Source organism: Brevibacillus centrosporus (assembly GCF_046622605.1).
GTDB lineage: Bacteria > Bacillota > Bacilli > Brevibacillales > Brevibacillaceae > Brevibacillus > Brevibacillus centrosporus.
The window spans coordinates 1,809,538-1,828,758 of the sequence record NZ_CP176856.1 but is presented as its reverse complement, the minus strand read 5'-3'; the positions used below and the strand labels follow the sequence as shown (position 1 = coordinate 1,828,758).

Genomic DNA, 19,221 nt, shown 5'->3' with positions numbered 1-19,221 from the left:
TTGCTGAGCGTCCTCTAAAAATAGAAAAACAGACTCAAGGAATGAGTCTGTTGGTTGTTTGGTTAGACTTTCTGGACGTTTGTTGCTTGCGGTCCACGTTGGCCGTTCTCGACATCAAACGTAACTTCCTGTCCTTCATCCAGTGTCTTGTAGCCATCCCCTTGAATAGCCGAGAAGTGAACGAATACATCCTCTCCGCCTTCGCGCTCGATGAAGCCAAACCCTTTTTCGCTGTTAAACCATTTTACTTTACCGCGTTCCATTTTTGCCTCCTAGCATGTAACCCTTACATGAAGTTAAAATTTTGTCTTACCTTGACTAGCTTTCCCTTCCAGATGAAATCTATTCAGCATGGCTCATCCTCTAGAGGAACACATTATACAAGTACAGGAGGTGATCGATTCATGGCTGGTCAAAAGGAAAGGCAGGCTGACCTCGAAAAGCAAGCTGAGCTGCAGCAAGCCGCCCTGGACGAAAAGGAAATCGAGATTCGCCATCAGTATCAGATGTTTCCAACCCCCGACGAAAAGTTCGCATCCGAGGTCATTACTGAGCTGAAGGATTAACTGGCATGCAAGCAAAAACCTCCACGTGACCTGTGTCTGTGGAGGTTTTTCGCTGGGAGTACTTTCCCTTCTAGATGCGCACCACAGTAGCCTTGCTCACCAGGTCTCGCGGGATGCGGTTTTTCGTATCAAACAGGATCGGCGAATCAGCCATTTGTTCGGCTACCGCTGCCCAATCCGCTTCGGCAAACTCTTTTTGTACTGCTGTAAGGAACAGTGCGTCTGCATCCTTGACCGCCGCCTCAAAGCTATCTACCTTGTGCTCGTATCGTGTCGGCACAGCTGGGTCATAGGAACGAACCTCTACTCCTTTTGTCTGGAGCAGCCCGATCAGATCATTGACAGGGCTGACACGGTCGTCGTTGGAGAAGTCCTTCATAGCCAGTCCCAGAACGGCTACACGGCTTCCTGCCAGCGTTTTGCCCTTTTCCTTCAGCACGTCCTCCAGCATGTTGATCAGCACTTCCGGAACAGCATCGTTGGTCATGCGAGCTTGCTGCAGGATCGGAAGGCTCACTTCCAGTTCTCTCGCCTTTGGCTGCAGGTAGTACAGAGCATTCGGCAAGCAGAATCCTCCCACTCCTGGCCCTGGCGTCAACAGGTTTACGCGGGTATGCGTATTCGCTACTTTAATCAATTCGAACGTATCGATTCCGAACGCCTCAGCAAAACGGGCAAATTCCTGAACCATGGCAATATTGACATCGCGCTGGATGTTCTCAATCACCTTTGCCGTTTCCACGACGCGAATATCCGAAATCGTCACGTCAGTTTCACTAATAAACGAGAGAAGTTCTTTCCCTTTTTCCGCACTTGCCTCGTTGATTCCGCCCAAAACGAGAGGCATGTGGATGAACTCTTCGAAGGCTCGTCCCTCCGCAATGCGCTCCGAGCAATAGGTCAGATAGAAATCCGTGCCGGCAACCAGGCCGCTGACTTCTTCCAGAATGGGCATAACCACTTCTTCCGTCGTCCCTGGCACGACCGTACTGCGGATCATGACCGTATCACCTTTTTTCAGTACACTGCCCAGCGTTTCTGCACAGCTTTTCAACGGTCCCAGGTCCGGGTCTCCGTTATGAACAGGCAGCCCTGCTGTTACAATATAATGATTCACGTTTGCCGCTGCTTCCGCATACGAGGTCGTGGCATAGAACCGCCCCGCGTCAATCTGCTCACGAAGGATTTCAGGTAAGGTCTTTCCCTGATAAGACTCCAGATGATGGGAACGCCCCGCATTAATCTCTTCGACAACACGCGGTACAACGTCAATACCGATCACGCTTGCTCCTTTCATGGCATAGGTAAGGGCCAGCGGCAAGCCGACAAACCCCAATCCCACAACAGCTACGCGTACAGGCTGAGTCATGTTTCTATCTCCTCTTTCACGTTCTCTAGATATCGTCCACGCAAGTTGTTACGCAGACATCTGCAAATTGGTTACGACAGATAGTAAATCCCTGCCGCTAAAAATACGACACATAATCCCAGAAGGACCTTGTATAACGTTTCCAAGGCTAGTTCCTCCTCATAGGTTTCCATCTAGTCCTAGGCAGCAGCCCTAGAAGGAACCGGGCGCTTTGCTGCCAAAACCTAATTATACTCTCGATTTCCTCGTCGTTCAATCACGGTTTCACGGCAGAAACACACGCATATTTCCCGTTACAAACACCTGACAAGCCAGACGATAGCCTTTGGCAATCGCCTCAATCCCCAAGCGATACTGCTCCGTCTCGGAGGGTGGCTTTGCAGAATCGCCAGTCATTTCCACCCGCAAGCGACAGGTTGTGCACTTTCCAGTCGTACAGAAGAACTCCACGGGCAAATTCGCGAGGACCAGCCCCATGAGCAGATTGTCTCCATCCGCCAAATATACAGTTGACTCGACTTCGCCCTGCACAACCGTCACAACGTTTTGTTTCAAGTCAGGTTGTTCCATCTCTCACCCTCCCTAGAAATCAACGCAATGCCTATTCCTAGCGCGTCAAGCTTGCACCAATGATGTACGAGAAGCCGATGGATAAAACCATGGCGATAAATCCGATCGCCCGGTTGTCTTTGGCGATTTCTTCATCAATATTGTAGCTGGGTGTCATAAACTCAAAAATAAAGTAGCCAACCAACAGGAGGAAGTACCCGAATGTCGCCCCAATCAATGCCTGCCCCATCGAGGCATGCTCCTGAATGGAATAGCGAAAAATATTGGCGATGCCGAATATTTTCCCTCCTGTTGCCATGGCCACGGCCATATTCCCTTGTTTTAGCTCATGCCAGACACGGTAGCGCGTCACCAGCTCAAAAATGGATAGGAACAGGATCATCATCAGCCCTGTTACGGTAAAGTAAGCAGCCGTAGCAAAGTATTGATTGTGCAGCATGTTCCCCATGGTGTCCCCTCCCGTTTATTTCAATTCGGCAATGGTAGCACCCACTCCGCCTTCTCCTTGACCGCCCAGGCGAAAGGATTTGACGTTGCGATGGTGGCGCAAGTACTCGTGGACACCTTTACGTAGAACACCGGTACCATGTCCGTGAATGATCGAGACGGAGTGCAGCCCCGCCAGCAAGGCGTCGTCGAGGAATTGATCGATTTCGCGAATGCCATCCTCTACATTGTAGCCGCGCAAATCCAGATCCATCTTGATGTTGTCGCTTCTGCGCTTGACCGAAGTATAAGGGGTCGCCTGCGGCTTTTGCTGCACCGAATTTTGGACGTGCATGTCTTCGCGCTTTACCTTCATTTTCATGATGCCAATTTGCACGAGGAACTCATCGTTATTGACTTTTTCCAGCACAGTCCCTTTTTGTCCAAAGCTCGTCACCATGACCTCGTCGCCCACTTTAATCTGTGTCGCACGTACCGCCTTGGCTGGTTTCTTCACTTTTTCTTTGTCCAGCTCGAGGACAGCATTGCCGAGGCGCTTCTTGGCATCGATCAGGCGATGCTCTTTGATTTCCACACCTTCTGCCATCATCTCACGCAGCTCGCGGATAATGGTCTCCGCTTCTTCCTTGGCCAGCTGAACGGCGATGCGCGCCTCGTCTTCTGCCCGCTCCATCCGCTTGTTTTTCTCTTCGGCAAAACGCGCACGCTCTTCTTCCAGCTCACGTTGCAGTCTTTCTGCTTCCCGTCTGATTTCAGCTGCCTTTTGTCGATCTTCCTCCGCTGTCTTGCGGTTGCGTTCCAGGGAGGCAATCATGCTTTCGACCTGGTTGTCTTCTTCGCTGATGGAGCCGCGCGCAGCATCGATGATCGCTTCTGGAAGCCCGAGACGTCTGGCAATGGCAAACGCATTGGAGCGACCTGGCACCCCGATCATGAGGCGGTAGGTTGGCCGCAGCGTCTCCACATCGAATTCCACACTCGCGTTGATGACCTCCTGCTTGTCGTACGCATACGCCTTTAGCTCGCTGTAGTGTGTTGTCGCAACCAGACGAGCACCCGACTCGATGACGTGGTCGATAATGGACATCGCCAAGGCAGCGCCTTCTGTCGGGTCTGTACCTGCCCCCAGCTCGTCAAACAGAACCAGGCTTTTCTCATCCATCGTTTCCAGGATGTGAATGATATTTTTCATATGGCTGGAAAACGTCGAGAGGCTTTGCTCGATGGACTGTTCGTCTCCGATATCGGCAAACACGGAAGAAAATACCGTCATCTCGCTCTCTTCCTCGGCTGGCACATGCAAGCCCGCCATCGCCATCAGGGAAAGCAGGCCGATCGTTTTCAGGGACACGGTTTTCCCCCCGGTATTGGGACCAGTCACGACGATCGCCTGATACTCTCCACCAAGCTCTACATTGACCGGTACGACGACATCGCGGGGAATCAAAGGATGCCGCGCTTTACGCAAATTCAAATATCCACGATCGTTCATGCGCGGACAGATCGCCTTCATACTCCAGGACAGCTGCGCTTTGGCAAACAGAAAGTCAAGCTCTGTCAAAGCCTCGACATTTTCCAGAAGCGCCTCTACAGCAAAAGCTACCTGTTCAGTCAGCAAGTACAGGATGCGCTCTACCTCACGCTCCTCGCGCAGACGCAGTTCGCGAAGCTTGTTGTTCATGGAGACGATGACCTCTGGTTCAATAAAGAGCGTGGCCCCCGAAGCAGACTGATCGTGGACGATTCCCCCGAAAACGTGACGGTATTCCTGTTTGACCGGAATGACAAACCGGTCTCCGCGAATCGTCACGATACTTTCCATCAGCATTTTCTGGTACGAGGAAGAACGCGTCATCTGATCCAGCTTTTCCCGTATTCTCGCTTCCAGCTGACGAATTTCTTGCCGAACGGAACGCAGCTCTACGCTGGCACTATCCAAAATGTCGCCGCTCTCATCGACACAGCGGCGAATCTCCATCTCCAGCTCTCGCAAGCCCTCGATCCGCTCTGCCTGATCGCGCAGCAGCGGCAGCTCATGGTCGTCGCACATATCCAGCAGGAAATGCTTGAGCTTGCGTCCTGCCGCAATGGTACTTGCTGTATCCATAAGCTCCAAAGGCGCCAGCATCGCGTTGAGACGAGCGCGTTGAACAGGGCCACGGATATCACGGATTCCTCCGAGCGGTACGCTGCCTTTCAAACGCAGTACGGTAGCGGCCTCAGACGTCCCTCTTTGGGCGATGCTCACTTCCTCCATACGTGTAAACGGGAGCAGCTCTGCCGCCTTTTCTTTTCCATATGTGCAAGTCGCTTTATCCACCAGGAGAGCAACGATTTTATCGTATTCCAATGTTTTTAACACTCGTTGTTCCACTTAAATCCTCCTTACTTTCCGCCAATGGCACACCTTACAAGAACCTGCTGATCATGGGGAATGATAAACACATGCTGTATGAGCCATTCGTACTAACCATTATATCATGCTAGCCGTTCCAAGGATAATTTTACACGCCCTTCTGTAGCATAGTTCGACACCCAAAGAGCCAGAATGAGTATGAAACAATTTAAAAGGAGGAGTACACATGACGATCATGCGCCATATCGTCCGCTTTATCGTCGCTGCCGTAGTCCTGATGTTTGTCGGATTTCTCGTACCTGGCTTTTCCGTTAGCAGCTTCTGGACAGCTCTTCTCGCAGCTGTTGTCATTGCCCTGCTGGGCTGGGTCATCGAAGCGATGTTTGGCGATCGTATCTCCCCTTACAATCGGGGGATCGTCGGCTTCATCGTCAGCGCCGTCGTTATCTACCTCACCCAGTATATCGTTTCCGGTTTCCACGTAACGATCTTGGGGGCGCTGCTCGCTTCGCTTGTCATCGGGATTATCGACCTGTTCATCCCGATCAAGACCCATATGGATCTGCACAACGGAGACGCTGGGAACAAGCAAGAGACGTAGCTGAAATGAAAAAAGAGCCAACTCTTCATGGGTTGGCTCTTTTTTCTGTTAGACAGACTTTCGCAGTAAAAAGTTATAGAAAATCGGGCTAGCTTATGCCTGCCTCCGCCAGCTTCTCGTCCAGCTTCGCCTTCTGGCGCAAATGGTGCCTGCTGTGCATACCAACCATCTCAAACCAATCACGCGCGTTGAGCCAACCAAACCAGCCATGGCGCACCTTGCATTCCGGATTTGCCTCATCTACACGACACTCCCAGTGGGCTAACTTCTCTATCACCTGTTCCAGGCCGGCTATGATCTCATCCTTGCTTTCGGGGTTTTTTGTCGCGTTTGGCGGTTGCTCAAGCTTCACACTGATGTTGGGCCACTCTTTTTCGGCAAGTGCCTTTGTTCCGACTTCCGTCTTGCCTCCAGGCTCTTCGTTTGTTGCCTTGGTACATGTTTCAATATGCCCGATGTACTCTTTCGCCACATCGATCACGTGAATATACATTTGTCCGACCGACCATACGTCTTCGTCGGAATTAAATCGCAGCTGTTCTATCGAATATCTGTCCAGTTCCCTTATGTATTGCTCGATAATAGCCGAAGAATTATTCAACATCCAGATCCTCTCCCTGCTATTTCAATTCATTACAGTACCTGCGCGATCTCCCACACATGCCCGTCCGGATCAGCTAAACAAGCCGTCCGCCGCCCCCAGGAACGCGTTATCGGTCCGTTCAATAACGTAACGCCCCGCGCTTCCAGCTCATCGCATACCCGGTCAACGTCCGGCACTTGGATCGTGAACTGAAACCGCGCGCCATCTCCGCCGTGACCAACCTTCGCGGGCTCAATCTTGTGATTTCGGTAATTTTGTTTACCCAATCGGCTGTCGCCATCTGCACACGACCCCATTTTCAATTTTTTACAATTCTAAATTTGATCATACGAATTGCCAGTTCCATTGTCAATGTGAATAGGGAGGCTGCGCACGTCGCGCGAATTGCGCGTAACTGCTCGTTAACGCCCACGCCAGTCTAATCCTATACTTTCCGTGTCTACAACTAAATTTCCCAGTCTAAAGCTTTATTTCGTCGAGCATCTATGTATCATTCCCGCCATGTAGCCGGCGCCAAAGCCATTGTCAATGTTGACGACAGCCACTCCGGTAGCGCACGAATTGAGCATGGACAGCAAAGCAGAAACGCCGCCGAAGTTTGCTCCGTAGCCAACGCTGGTCGGCACTGCAATTACCGGGATATCCACCAGCCCCGCGAGCACACTGGCAAGCGCACCTTCCATGCCGGCCACACAGACGACCACGGACGCTCCCCTGATTTCCTCCAATCGCTCGAACAAGCGGTGAATGCCTGCCACTCCTACATCTGCGATGACTCTCGCTTCACTGCCAAAGCAGCGTACGGTCCAGGCAGCTTCTTGCGCCACTGACCAATCAGACGTTCCTGCAGCCACCACTGCCACATAACCTTCGCGCACGGGCTTTAGCCGTTCTCGACTGGAAATGAGCAGAGCAGCCTCCTTTTCATACTGAATGTCTGGCCAACGCTCCTGGACATGCTGTGCCTGGTTATCGTTCACTCTCGTCACCAGCACCAGCTCCTGATGTTCGCGCAGCCGCTCCATGATCCCGATCAGCTGCTCCACACTTTTCCCAGCCCCGTACACCACTTCAGGAAATCCGGTTCGCTCGGCACGCTCTAAGTCCAATGTAGCGTAATCAAGCTTTCCCGCTGCTTGCAAAAGCTCACTCGCCCGCTCAATATCCAGACGGCCAGCCTGCACTTCCTGCAAAATCCGCTTCACATCAGCCATGCTGTTTTTTCACGTCCGATCCCAATACAGCGTTCATACTACCTGTCTGGTAGCCAAACAAATCCAGCGTCACGTAGGAAAAACCGATATCTCGCAGAACCTTGTTTATTTGTGCATGATGAGACAGCAAGCGGCTAAAATCATCCGGGGCAACTTCAATCCTCGCAATCGTATCGTGATGGCGGACCCGCACCTGATGAAATCCGAGACTGAGCAAATAGCCCTCAGCCTTGTCGATTTGATCAATTTTTTCCAAGGTGATGTGAGAGCCATAGGGTATTCTGGAGGACAAACAAGCAAAAGACGGCTTGTTCCAAGTGGATAAGCCCATTACCTTGGAAAGCGTGCGGATGTCTTCCTTATAAAATCCTGCCTCCTGCAGCGGGCTTCTTACTCCCCTTTGTGCAGCAGCGACCCGGCCTGGGCGATAATCCCCCTGATCATCCATGTTTGCTCCATCGCAAATGATCGCCTGCCAATCGTTTTCCTCCGCCATTTTTCCCAGGTGTTCGTACAAACCGTCTTTGCAAAAAAAGCAGCGATTTACTGGATTTGAGACAAAATTCAGATTTTCCATTTCGCGTATTTCCGTGGTCATAAACCGTGCACCCAGCTGCGCTGCAAGCTGTTTGGCTGCTTCGAATTCCCTTGTCGGAAAGGTCTCGGATGCAGCGGTAACCGCAATCGCTGATTCGCCGAGCTCTTGTACGGCTCTCGCCAGCAAAAAGGTGCTGTCAACGCCGCCAGAGAATGCGATCAAGACAGCCTTCATCTCACGCAAAATACGTCCAAGCTTTTCGTCTTTTTCCGCCAATGCTTCATTCGCAAGCACGCTCATCCCTCCGTCTCCCCTGTTTTCTTATTAGAAAACTTGGCTCCGCCAAGCTTTTGTGGTGGAGCCTTAGTTGCATTTATACTGGCTAATAATTTTATAAATTCTTACTGTAGAGTAGAAAACTGAAACTTTCGGGCGACCTTGAGGTCGCCTTACTTGTTTCAGCTCCCCCTCATCAAACCGTACGTGAGGTTTTCCCTCATACGGCTTTCCGATGTTCTTCTTTCTTTGGCATTCGGCACTGCTTATCCGGCAAGTTTCACAAGTATTCCTTGAGTATCTTTAATGACTTTTCCTTCCCACGAGTGTTTCTTTCGCACATTCCTTTTCTTGTTAACGAAAAGGGTAAGCCTTTCAATAACATACCAGTCAATCCGATTTAACCATCTTGCAGCTATTGGCGATAGCGAGTAGTAGTTCTTGAAGCCTTGAAGTTTTCGATTTAGCCCCTGTACTAACTCCGTTAACGACCAATACAACTTGCTGCGAGGTTCGGTATACACTTTTATTTTCCGGCGCATTTCCTTCATAGCTTTCTTACTCGGAATATGGGACATGACAAACACCTTCGATCCGCCCTTGTTAAGGACCGGAAATTTCCGGTGATGTAGACCAAGGAAATCAAAGCCCGAAGTATTATCCCAGATGTTGACCAGTCGAGACTTGTCCTTACTAAGTGCAAGATCCAATTTGTCCATAATAGCTTTAATGACCTGAATACTTTCCATGGCATCCTTTTTCGTTTTGCACATGATGACGAAGTCATCGGCATATCGAATCAGTTTTCCCAAATGGGCAAATTGCTTTCCCCATACCGTATCCATGTAGTTGAGATAGATGTTGGCTAACAGTGGGGAAATGACTCCTCCTTGCGGAGTACCCAATTCGGTGTCATGAAACTGTACATCTTCCATCACGCCTGCTTGTAGCCAGTTCCGAATCAGCTTTAGTACCCTACGGTCAGAAATCCTCTGCTCAACTAACTTCATCAGCTTCTCCTGATTGATGTTGTCAAAGTACCCTTTGATGTCTGCATCAACCACCCAGTAAGCATTTTTACTTGCTTTCCTGATTTGTGCAATCGCTTGATGAGCGTTACGTTTTGGGCGAAATCCGTATGAGCAATCTTTAAAGTCCGCTTCAAAGACTGGCTCAATGACCATCTTTGTCGCCATCTGAACAACCCTGTCTCGAATAGTTGGGATTCCGAGTGGTCTTTGTTTCCCATCCGCTTTCGGAATGTAAGTACGCCGTACCGGTGCTGGATGATACTGATTTCTCTTTAGGTCGAGATAAATTTCATTAAGGAATTTACTCTCTCCATACTCATGCACAATCTTATCTATCGTTTGACCATCCACTCCGCCACTTCCTTTATTGGCTCGTACTCTACGCCAAGCTTCTGCAAGAATGTCTGGTCTGTATACTTTGTCGTACAGAGCATGAAACCGCCGTTTTGGCTTTTCCTTGGCACAAAGATATAGAGTTGTCCAAAGTTGTCGAGCTTTTGCATCGGTGTAGTTAGCAAGTTTACTTGCATTCACTCACTCTTACCTCCTTTCAACTCTTGAACAAAGCAGGGCTCCTTCTCTCCATAGAGTTTTGTTGTCTCTACTTCATCGGTACTATGAACCCCTCCGACTCCCTTCCTGCCGTCCTCCATTTCCCTTTCGGTTATAGGATTCCGCTTTACGCTCCAACGGAGCGTGCAGGGGAGGGTCTCCCCAGTTCCGTTAGCTACTTTCTCAACATACCGCTCCCCATACTCCGGGAGGTTCCTGGGTGCTGCATTCCAAGTGCTACACACCTTCCATGGACTTCGCCCAATATCCCAAGGCTCGTCTCCCCCTTGTCCATCTTCCGATGGTCTCTTTTAACGAAGCGGCAGGATTCACTTTATGTTACGGTCTGCTGATTTGCTCGCACTCCTGTCGGAGTTACTTTGTCACAGGGCTTCAACCTTAGGATCTCTCCACCAGTTGCCTGTCAGCTACGAGGCGACTTGGCTCTTACCTCGGTCGGACTTTCACCGACTAGCAATTAACGGCTTGCTGGGCGCGCAGACAACGTGAAAAGAGGGGCAGCTGCCCCTCTTTTAGTCTATCTCTTTTCCATTTGCATCTTCCTGAAGAATCTTCAGCAGCTCTTCGTACTCCTGACGCAGGCGGAAGTATTCATCCGCAATATTGACTGCCGAAAGTACGGCGATTTTGGCCGTGTCCAAACGATGGTTACCGTTGGCGATTTCGTTCATCTTATCATCAACGAAACCGGCCACCATGCGTATGTGATTGACACTAGCTTTCCCACTGAGCCGGTATTGTTGGCCAAAGATATCCACCGTCAAACGATTTTTCCCATCACCTTGCACGAGGGGTTCCTCCCTACTGCGACCTTTGCTCTACTTTTCCATTTTAGGTTACTGAAAATGTCAGATTTCGTCAAGCTATCTTACATGCGAAGCTCAGCACCTGTATTGACTTTCAGAGCTTCGATAACAGCATTCGTCACCTGCTGGATCTCTTCATCCTGGAGAGTACGCTCTGCATTGCGCAGAACCAAAGCAAACGCCATACTTTTCTTATCCGAAGCAATCCGCTCGCCTGTGTATACGTCGAACAAGGTCACGGACTCGAGCAGCTCCCCTGCCGCCTCGCGGATTGTCGCTTCCAGCGCACCTGCTGGAACAGTGCGATCTACGACAAGAGCAAGGTCACGGGTCACAGCCGGGAATTTTGGAAGCTGGTTATAGAAGCCCATACCTGTTGCGGCCTCAACCAGTTTCGCTACATCCAGCTGGAATACGTACGTTTCGTTCAGATCGTACGCCTTTTCCGTACCTGGATGGGTTTGACCCACATAGCCCAAACGAAGCTCCTGCGCCCACACTTCTGCCGTACGGCCTGGATGCGTGCCCTTCAGATCAGATACAGCTTTGTATTGCACATTTTGGATACCGAGGCGCGCCAAGAGAGAATCTACAATCCCTTTAGCCTGATAAAAATCTACCGCCTGTTTTGCACCCATCCAGTTTTGAGGAATCCATTGGCCTGTCACGGCACCACCGACATACAGACGCTCTTCTGGCAACTGTGTTAGTGTTTCTTCTGTGCTAAGGAATACTCGACCCAGTTCAAAGATCCCTACATCGTGGTTTTGGCGGTTTTTGTTATAGGCGATCGTCTCCAGCAAGCTTGGAATCAAGCTCGTGCGCAAGACGCTGCGCTCTTCGCTCATTGGCATGAGCAGAGCAACCGGTTTTACCTGCTCCTGATGCAAGCCTGCCGCATCCTCTACGCGGTCTGGATGCAGCAGTGCGTAAGAGATCGCTTCGTTCAGTCCGACTCCGATCAAATGGCGGCGAATGGTACGGCGCAGCTGCTGCTCAGGTGTCAGGAAGCCTTGACTGGTCACTCCGCTCGGCAAGCTAGTCGGGATGTTGTCGTAGCCGTACAAGCGAGCCACTTCCTCTACCAGGTCCTCCGGCAGGGTGATGTCGCCACGGCGGGTTGGCACGGTTACCGTCCAGCTGTCGTTTGCTGTCTCATAAGGGAACTGCAGACGATCAAAGATAGGCGATACCTCAGAGGCAACCATCGATGTCCCCAGATGCTGATTGATTTTTGCCAAAGTAACGCTAACCACGGCAGCTTGCGGTTCCTTTTCAACTGCAGACGCAATTCCTTTGGAAATAGTTGCACCGGACAGCTTTTGAATCAGGGAAGCTGCACGCTCACCCGCTTCCTGTACACGCTTCTGGTCTACGCCTTTTTCCCAGCGAACGCAGCCCTCTGTGCGCATCCCGAGCAAACGTGCTGTGCGACGAACGGTTTTCGGCGTGAACCAGGCTGCCTCCAAAATGATCTCGGTCGTTTCGCCTGTGATCTCGGAGTTGGCTCCACCCATTACCCCAGCGATCGCCAAGCCTTTGGTGGGATCAGTGATCAACAGGGTTTGCGCGTCCAGCTTGCGCTCCTGATCGTCCAGCGTCACAAGCGTTTCGCCTTCCTGTGCAAGACGTACGATGATGGAACGATCCGCTACCTGTCCCGCGTCGAAAGCATGGAGAGGCTGACCGTATTCGAGCAGAACGTAGTTGGTTACGTCCACCACGTTGTTGATTGGGCGTACCCCCGCGGCCATCAGACGGTTTTTCATCCATTGCGGGGAGCTTGCAATCTTCGCGTTCTTGAAATGACGTCCATGGTATTGGTAGCACTCTGCACTCGCATCGATTTTCACGCGAAGCGGATTTTGCTCGTCGCTTTCTACGAGGTCGATTTGCGGCAGCAGCACTTCTTTTCCTAAGATCGCACCTACCTCATAGGCAACACCCAGCATGCTCAAGCAATCGGAGCGGTTTGGCGTGAGGCCCAGCTCCAGAATAGAATCGTCCAGTCCCAGATAAGATACGGCATCCATTCCGATTTCCGCATCTTCTGGCAGGACCATGATGCCTTCTTGCTGATCTTTTGCCAGCAGCTTGTCGTTGAGACCCAGTTCTTTTGCCGAGCAAATCATCCCTTGAGATTCTACTCCGCGCAGTTTCGAGCGCTTGATGCTCAAGCCGCCTGGCAGTTTGGCACCGATCAGGGCTACGATTACCTTTTGTCCTTTGTCTACGTTTGGCGCACCGCAAACGATTTGCAGGTCCTGCTCTTGGCCGGCATCTACGATACATACGTTCAAGCGGTCCGCATCCGGGTGCTTGCTGCGCTCCTTCACATAACCGATCACACAGCCAGAAACGCCAGCATTGCGCGATTCAACTGCATCTACCTCTACCCCACTGCGAGTCAGCTTTTCCGCCAGCTCTTGAGGCGTGCAATCACTCAGATCCACGTATTCCGATAACCATTGGTATGATACCTTCATCTTTGCCTCTCCTCTCTACTCTCGATTGAACTGACGCAAGAAACGAACGTCGTTTGTATAAAAATGGCGAATGTCTTCTACGCCGTATTTCAGCATCGCGATGCGTTCTACACCCATACCGAATGCAAAGCCGCTCACTTCTTCCGGGTTGTAGCCCGCCATCTCCAATACGCGCGGGTGGACCATACCGGAGCCGAGGATCTCGATCCAGCCTGTTTGCTTACAAACGCGGCAGCCATGTCCTCCACAGTTGAAGCACTGTAGGTCAACCTCTGCGCTAGGCTCTGTGAACGGGAAGAAGCTCGGACGCAGACGAACCTGCTGATTCTCACCGAACATTTGGCGAGCGAAAGTCAGCAAAATGCCTTTCAAATCACTCATCCCGATGTTTTTATCGATGACCAGACCCTCGATCTGCGTGAATTGATGGGAGTGAGTCGCGTCGTCATCATCACGGCGGAACACTTTACCCGGGCAGATGATTTTCACCGGTGTTTTGCCTTCTTTTTTCAACATCGTACGCGCCTGTACAGGGGAGGTATGCGTACGCAGCAGGATCTCATCGGTCACGTAGAATGTATCTTGCATGTCACGTGCCGGGTGGTCCTTTGGCAGGTTGAGCATTTCGAAGTTGAAGTGATCCATCTCCACCTCTGGACCCTCTGCTACCTCAAAGCCCAGCCCCACGAAAATGTCTTCAATTTCTTCAATGATGCGGGATAGCGGATGCATGCTTCCTGCTGGAACAGGACGGCCTGGCAGGGTCACGTCTACTGTCTGCGACGTAAGCTTTGCGTTCAATGCCGCTTCTTCGAGCTGCTGCTGTTTACCAGAAAAAGCAGACTCCAGCGCTTCTCGCACTTCATTGACCAGTTGGCCTACCAGTGGACGCTCTTCTGCGGAGAGGCTTCCCATGCCGCGCAAAAGCTCTGTCAGCTCCCCTTTTTTCCCCAAGTACTTGACTCGCAATTCCTGAAGTTGTGCACTTTCCGTCACTTGGCCAATCTGGCCCAGTGCGGCGTCTTTCATCTCTTGCAACCGAGTTTGCACTTCGTATCGCTCCTTTATTGGTTTTTGGTAAGTAAACCCTTTATCGAGGCCTATTCAAGGAGGAGCGACCGCGTTTTTGCGGTAAGTTTCCATGCGCTCCGGAATTCATAAGCGTAACGCTTATAATTCCTATACGTTGAAAAAAAAGAAAAACCCGCCCCTCAAAAGGGACGAGTTACTTTTTTTCTCGCGGTACCACCCTTGTTAGACAAGTCCACAAGCCTACTTTCCGGCGTGACTATTGTCTCACTCAAGACCACTGGTAACGGGCGTGACCCGGCTGGCTCCTACTGCGTAAAAACGGTTCAGAGTGCGGCTATGGAGTGAATTCGGCAGCTACAGTGCTAAAGATGCTCTCAGTCTGTGGCATCCTCTCCCTGAAAACATGTAGGACCTGCGTACTATTCTCCGTCATGGCTTTACGTTATAATTAGACGTAGGGAAATTATAGCGTAAGAAAAGCAAACTTTCAATTGCACAAATCGTACATATAGATCAGCATTTCCAGACCGATCGATTTTTATAAGAGAAAGGGGACTTTTGCCATGATCGATAAGGTTTCCGCATTATACGACAGGTCTTGCACATGCCGGCACTGCCAGACTCCCTTTTCAACCAAGCGAATTCGCGGCGGTTCGCTCGCAATGGCACATCGCGATTCTGATTTTTATACCCGTTTCAAGGAGCAGTCACTCAATCCCATTCTCTATACGGTAAACGTTTGCCCGGCATGCGGCTTTGCCTTCACGGACCAGTTCAAGCCCAAGCTCAGCCCATGGGAAAAGCAAGCGGTGGAAGAGCAGATCTCGTCGAAATGGACTCCAAAAGACTTTGGTTCGATCCGGCAAGTCCCGGAAGCGATCGTCAGCTACAAGCTCGCGATATACGCGGCAGAAATAACCGATCAGCCCCATTCCGTGAAAGCAGGTCTATACCTGAGGCTGGCTTGGCTGTACCGCTCCCTGGAGAAAACAGAGGAAGAGCTGCGCTTTCTGGGTATGGCCGTCGATGAGTACGAACTGTCTTACATACACTCCGACTATACGCAGGGAGACAAGGAAATGTCCGAGGTTCGCCTCTTGTACTTGATCGGTGAGCTGTATCGCCGTCTGAAAAAATTTGATCTCGCCATCAAATACTTCGGCAAAGCTCTCGCCTTTCGAAATACGACCATGGAAAGCGGGATTATCCGCATGGCCCAGGATCAATGGCAGCTGGCTCGCGAAGAATATAAAGAAAAGCAAAAGATCGGCTAAATGAGCCGATCTTTTCAGATTGTTGAGAAAGCCTTGCTTTTAAGCAGGGCTTTCTTGCTTCTAGTTGGTTCAGTGGAAAAAAGTTACTTTGTTCTTGAGAAAAAAGGATTGCCCTCCATTTTACCCCTGCTTCGCAAGGTGGAGGGCAATCTTTTTCATGTTCTGTACCGCTGCGGTCATCAGTGCCTGTTCACTGACGTTGTGCAACCCTCGCAAACGGCAATAGCGAAACCCGTGGAGCTGTTTGGCATCCGCGAAGCTTCGCTCAATCGTTTCTCTTCTTCTTTTGTAGAGCTTTTTCCCTGATTTACTTAGTCGGTTTGTACGCACCCAATCCTTGCTGTCTTCCCAGACATGTCTAGTGACCACTTTGCGGTGGTTCTTCGATCGGGTGCATTTCGAGAGGAAAGGGCAGGTTTTACAAACCTCCGGGTTTGATTTGTAATGACGGTACCCTTTGCGGTCCGTAGTGCTGTATGGCAGTTCATGATTCTGAGGGCACAAATAACTATTCGTTTCGGAGTTGTATGTAAACTGCCACTTGTGAAATAAGCCTTGAGTCGGATGGTACCTACGGTGTGCAATAACGGCAAAAATGTTTTTCTCTTTTAACTTGTTGCAAATCGGGTTTGTTAAATAGCCAGAATCTAAAGCAACAGCTTCTACTTTAAAGCCAAACCGCTCGGTTTGGCGTTCTAGGCGATCAAGATAAGGGATCGAATCATGTACGTTTCCTGGTGTAACATAGACATCCGTTATGAGATTGTATTTTGCATCCACTGTGCGATGATCCAGATAAAAAAATCCTTCGGGCTTACCCTCTCTCACCATATAACCGCTATCTGGATCTGTTGTGCTCACTTTTACTTCTTTTTGTTCAACCACTTCTTTCTCAGGTTTTAGAGCTTTTTTCCGTTGTTCTTCCGATCGATTTCCACAGCAGCATTCAGTTCATCCATATAGCTTTTGGTGTTTTGTAATACCTGCTCTTTCGTGTATTTATTCTTGTTTGCGTTGGCTTTTACATGCGTAGAGTCAGAAATAAGCATCCGCCCTCCCACCATTCTGTGACCAATGGCTTGAAGAACGATTTCATCAAAAATGTCTTGAAAGATAGTGGAATCTTTAAAGCGAACACGACGGTTTAAACTGATGGTACTGTGATCAGGCACCCGGTCCGTCAAACCCAATCCAAGAAACCAACGATAGGCCACATTGGTTTGGATTTCTTGCTCAAGACGCCTTTCCGAGCGAATGCCGTAAAAGTATCCCAAAAAGATCATTTTAAATAAAACCAATGGATCAATGGCAGGGCGCCCATTATCCTCGCAATAATAGGGCCGAACTTTTTCAAGGATAAATGAAAAGTCGATGTATTTATCTATTTTACGGAGCATGTGGTCTTGGGGGACGAGTTGCTCAATCGAAACAAATTCGTATGCGGTTTGTTTATCTTTATTTGAACGTAACATTACGATCACCTACAGTTATAGTATACTTATATTATAACACATTAACGCGGAGTCGTATTGAAATTTTTAGGTATTAAGAAAGGCTGCCGACTTTATCGACAGCCTGAAAAGATCGGCTAAATGAGCCGATCTTTTCTTTTTCGCTGGGCCTCATACACAAACACACCCGCTGCCACAGCGGCATTCAATGATTCCGCTCGTCCGTAAATTGGGATGTGGACCAGGTAATCCGCCCGCTCTACCATTGCGGCAGATACACCTCGTCCTTCATTGCCAATCACGATAGCTGCTTTTGGTGCGTAGGGAACGGCATCGTATGAAATACTTTGCTCATGGAGGGTCGATACGAGCAGCTGCCCGCCCTGCGCCTGCCACTCATCGGCTACTTCAGGCAAGGAACGCGTGAACACCGGCAGCCTGAATAATGCCCCCATCGTCGAACGCATCACTTTCCCATTGTACAGATCGACACTGCCTTTTCCTAAAACGACGCCATCGACTCCCGCAGCTTCCGCCGTGCGCAAGATCGTCCCCAGATTGCCCGGATCCTGGATTTCATCGAGCAGCAACAGCAGCATCCCCTCTTGCCCTGCCGCCTTTTCCGTCATCCAGTCATCCCAGTTGAACTGCTTCTTTTTTACTTCCGCCACAATTCCTTGCGGGGATTTCGTTTCCGAAAGCTTCGCCAATACGGCAGCGGAAGCGGCAATCACCTGTACGCTGTGCGGATGGTTGTTCAAAGCTTGTCTACAGACCGCGTCCATATCCCGCTCACTGTCATACAAAATCGTCAGCACCTCAGCTCCGCTCTTCAGCGCCTCTTCAACCAGATGCGCTCCTTCCACGAGAAAACGGCCCTGTGCTTCTCTCCCTTTTTTCTCCAGCAATTGATGCAGCCGCTTGATCTGCGGATTTTGTACCGACGTAATGCTTTCCTGTGCCATGTTTCTATGCCCGCTCCTCAAATGCCTTCAAATCCTTGTTGTTCCCGATAACGACGAGGACATCCCCGTATTGGATCACTTCTTCTGGATTTGGTGCGATGTTGAATTTGTCACCACTCTTGATGGCGATTACGTTAACCCTGTAATTCTTCCGGATGTCCAGCTGACGCAGATCCTTTCCCACAAACTTGGAGGATACGACGACCTCCGCTACGCTGTAATCGTCTGCCAGCTCGATAAAGTCCAAGACGTTAGCCGAGATAAGATTATGGGCGACCCGCACTCCCATGTCTCGTTCTGGAAAGACGACTCGATCTGCCCCAACCTTGTACAGAACCTGTCCATGCCGTTCGTTTTGCGCCTTGGCTACGATTTTTTTCACGCCAAGCTCCTTTAACGTCAGCACAGTAAGGATACTCGCTTGTATATCCACGCCGATGGCAACCACCACGACATCAAAGTTACGGATACCGATTTCCTTTAAAGCCCGCTCATCTGTCGAATCAGCTGCGACTGCATGGGTAACGTACTGAATGTTTTCGTTAATGCGTTCCTCATTTTCATCGATCCCCATAACCTCGTAATCCATTTCGTACAAGGTCCGGGCAACACTGGAACCAAAGCGTCCCATTCCAATAATGGCAAATTGCTTTGACATCCTGATCTACTCCTCCACGCCGCTCACCTAGCGGCTTTTTCCAATACCTTGCATTATAACACAACCCTGTCCCCACCTACAAAAGACGTATGAGGCATGGCTGTGGGACAAATACTAAGTGCGATTTCATTTTCCCCAAGAGAGGTGTGCGGTCCGTCATGAACATTGCCTCGCTCAATCTTCGTCAAGCCATCATGTACAAAATGCAGGGTTCAGATGCATCAGCGGTAGAAGAGACGATCACCGATGCCATTTCCAGCGGTCAGGAAAAGACTCTTCCTGGGCTGGGCGTCCTGTTTGAAGTTCTGTGGCAAAACAGCGATACCTCATCCCGCCAAGATATGGTGGAAACAATCGCTGGTCACTTGCCGGAGCAGACAGAAAAACCGATGTAAAAAAGCGCT

20 protein-coding genes are annotated in these 19,221 nt (G+C 50.3%); 4 read left to right on the top strand and 16 right to left on the bottom strand.

Annotated features, from left to right (window positions below; genetic code table 11):
- Positions 1–62: 62 nt before the first annotated feature.
- Positions 63–263 (bottom strand): cold-shock protein, encoded by a 201-nt coding sequence (locus tag ACLIN2_RS09485; RefSeq protein ID WP_092274297.1) that lies wholly within the window; start codon positions 261–263, stop codon positions 63–65.
- 141 nt (positions 264–404) lie between these two features.
- Between ACLIN2_RS09485 and ACLIN2_RS09480 the strand changes: the two genes are divergently transcribed.
- Complete coding sequence (locus ACLIN2_RS09480) at positions 405–566, top strand: hypothetical protein (protein ID WP_170184433.1); 162 nt, start codon at positions 405–407, stop codon at positions 564–566.
- Positions 567–636: 70 nt separating this feature from the next.
- On the opposite strand, the gene ACLIN2_RS09475 is transcribed toward ACLIN2_RS09480, so the two are convergent.
- The 4 genes from ACLIN2_RS09475 to ACLIN2_RS09460 all read right to left on the bottom strand — a co-directional run bounded on the left by ACLIN2_RS09475 (position 637) and on the right by ACLIN2_RS09460 (position 5,326).
- Positions 637–1,935 carry a nucleotide sugar dehydrogenase gene (locus tag ACLIN2_RS09475; protein WP_411503900.1) on the bottom strand — a complete coding sequence of 433 codons (1,299 nt, stop codon included), beginning with the start codon at positions 1,933–1,935 and terminating at the stop codon, positions 637–639.
- A gap of 264 nt (positions 1,936–2,199) precedes the next feature.
- Entirely contained in the window at positions 2,200–2,505 is a 306-nt protein-coding gene (locus ACLIN2_RS09470) for a 2Fe-2S iron-sulfur cluster-binding protein (RefSeq protein WP_411503899.1), read from the bottom strand.
- A 37-nt stretch (positions 2,506–2,542) separates the two neighbouring features.
- Positions 2,543–2,953, bottom strand: a complete 411-nt coding sequence (locus ACLIN2_RS09465) for a DUF350 domain-containing protein (protein ID WP_400582405.1) — start codon at positions 2,951–2,953, stop codon at positions 2,543–2,545.
- A gap of 15 nt (positions 2,954–2,968) precedes the next feature.
- Positions 2,969–5,326 carry an endonuclease MutS2 gene (locus tag ACLIN2_RS09460; RefSeq protein ID WP_411503898.1) on the bottom strand — a complete coding sequence of 786 codons (2,358 nt, stop codon included), beginning with the start codon at positions 5,324–5,326 and terminating at the stop codon, positions 2,969–2,971.
- 208 nt (positions 5,327–5,534) lie between these two features.
- Here ACLIN2_RS09460 and ACLIN2_RS09455 point away from each other — a divergent pair, with 208 nt between their 5' ends.
- The gene (locus ACLIN2_RS09455) at positions 5,535–5,909 is read left to right on the top strand and encodes a phage holin family protein (RefSeq protein ID WP_092274311.1); all 375 of its coding nucleotides are present in this window, start codon (positions 5,535–5,537) and stop codon (positions 5,907–5,909) included.
- A gap of 88 nt (positions 5,910–5,997) precedes the next feature.
- Here ACLIN2_RS09455 and ACLIN2_RS09450 read toward each other — a convergent pair whose 3' ends face one another.
- The 8 genes from ACLIN2_RS09450 to pheS form a co-directional block, all read right to left on the bottom strand.
- Positions 5,998–6,513 carry a DinB family protein gene (locus tag ACLIN2_RS09450; protein WP_411503897.1) on the bottom strand — a complete coding sequence of 172 codons (516 nt, stop codon included), beginning with the start codon at positions 6,511–6,513 and terminating at the stop codon, positions 5,998–6,000.
- Between the two features lie 29 nt (positions 6,514–6,542).
- Positions 6,543–6,809 (bottom strand): VOC family protein, encoded by a 267-nt coding sequence (locus ACLIN2_RS09445; protein WP_411504530.1) that lies wholly within the window; start codon positions 6,807–6,809, stop codon positions 6,543–6,545.
- Positions 6,810–6,980: 171 nt separating this feature from the next.
- On the bottom strand, positions 6,981–7,727 hold the full coding sequence (gene larB, locus ACLIN2_RS09440) for a nickel pincer cofactor biosynthesis protein LarB (protein WP_400582400.1): 747 nt from the start codon (positions 7,725–7,727) through the stop codon (positions 6,981–6,983).
- Positions 7,720–8,565, bottom strand: a complete 846-nt coding sequence (gene larE, locus ACLIN2_RS09435) for an ATP-dependent sacrificial sulfur transferase LarE (RefSeq protein ID WP_400582398.1) — start codon at positions 8,563–8,565, stop codon at positions 7,720–7,722. The genes larB and larE overlap by 8 nt, the downstream gene beginning before the upstream one ends.
- A gap of 242 nt (positions 8,566–8,807) precedes the next feature.
- Positions 8,808–10,106: a group II intron reverse transcriptase/maturase gene (gene ltrA, locus ACLIN2_RS09430; protein ID WP_411501843.1), complete on the bottom strand. Its 1,299-nt coding sequence runs from the start codon at positions 10,104–10,106 to the stop codon at positions 8,808–8,810.
- A 551-nt stretch (positions 10,107–10,657) separates the two neighbouring features.
- Positions 10,658–10,933 (bottom strand): cell division protein ZapA, encoded by a 276-nt coding sequence (gene zapA / locus ACLIN2_RS09425; protein WP_092274322.1) that lies wholly within the window; start codon positions 10,931–10,933, stop codon positions 10,658–10,660.
- A gap of 80 nt (positions 10,934–11,013) precedes the next feature.
- The gene (gene pheT, locus ACLIN2_RS09420; RefSeq protein ID WP_411503896.1) at positions 11,014–13,437 is read right to left on the bottom strand and encodes a phenylalanine--tRNA ligase subunit beta; all 2,424 of its coding nucleotides are present in this window, start codon (positions 13,435–13,437) and stop codon (positions 11,014–11,016) included.
- Between the two features lie 15 nt (positions 13,438–13,452).
- Positions 13,453–14,487, bottom strand: coding sequence for a phenylalanine--tRNA ligase subunit alpha (gene pheS / locus ACLIN2_RS09415; protein ID WP_122924655.1), 1,035 nt, complete (start codon positions 14,485–14,487; stop codon positions 13,453–13,455).
- A 545-nt stretch (positions 14,488–15,032) separates the two neighbouring features.
- Between pheS and ACLIN2_RS09410 the strand changes: the two genes are divergently transcribed.
- Entirely contained in the window at positions 15,033–15,743 is a 711-nt protein-coding gene (locus ACLIN2_RS09410; protein ID WP_411503895.1) for a DUF2225 domain-containing protein, read from the top strand.
- 120 nt (positions 15,744–15,863) lie between these two features.
- On the opposite strand, the gene ACLIN2_RS09405 is transcribed toward ACLIN2_RS09410, so the two are convergent.
- From ACLIN2_RS09405 to ACLIN2_RS09395, 3 genes are all read right to left on the bottom strand, one after another.
- Positions 15,864–17,215, bottom strand: a protein-coding gene (locus tag ACLIN2_RS09405; protein ID WP_411504510.1) for an IS1182 family transposase whose coding sequence is annotated in 2 segments (ribosomal slippage) — positions 15,864–16,648 and positions 16,648–17,215 — 1,353 coding nt in all. Because the reading frame shifts where the segments join, the coding sequence is not laid out codon by codon here.
- 116 nt (positions 17,216–17,331) lie between these two features.
- Complete coding sequence (locus ACLIN2_RS09400; protein WP_411503894.1) at positions 17,332–18,159, bottom strand: TrmH family RNA methyltransferase; 828 nt, start codon at positions 18,157–18,159, stop codon at positions 17,332–17,334.
- Positions 18,160–18,163: 4 nt separating this feature from the next.
- Positions 18,164–18,817 carry a potassium channel family protein gene (locus ACLIN2_RS09395; RefSeq protein WP_092274342.1) on the bottom strand — a complete coding sequence of 218 codons (654 nt, stop codon included), beginning with the start codon at positions 18,815–18,817 and terminating at the stop codon, positions 18,164–18,166.
- Positions 18,818–18,975: 158 nt separating this feature from the next.
- Here ACLIN2_RS09395 and sspI point away from each other — a divergent pair, with 158 nt between their 5' ends.
- Positions 18,976–19,212, top strand: a complete 237-nt coding sequence (gene sspI, locus ACLIN2_RS09390; protein WP_092274345.1) for a small acid-soluble spore protein SspI — start codon at positions 18,976–18,978, stop codon at positions 19,210–19,212.
- The last annotated feature ends 9 nt before the right edge of the window (positions 19,213–19,221 follow it).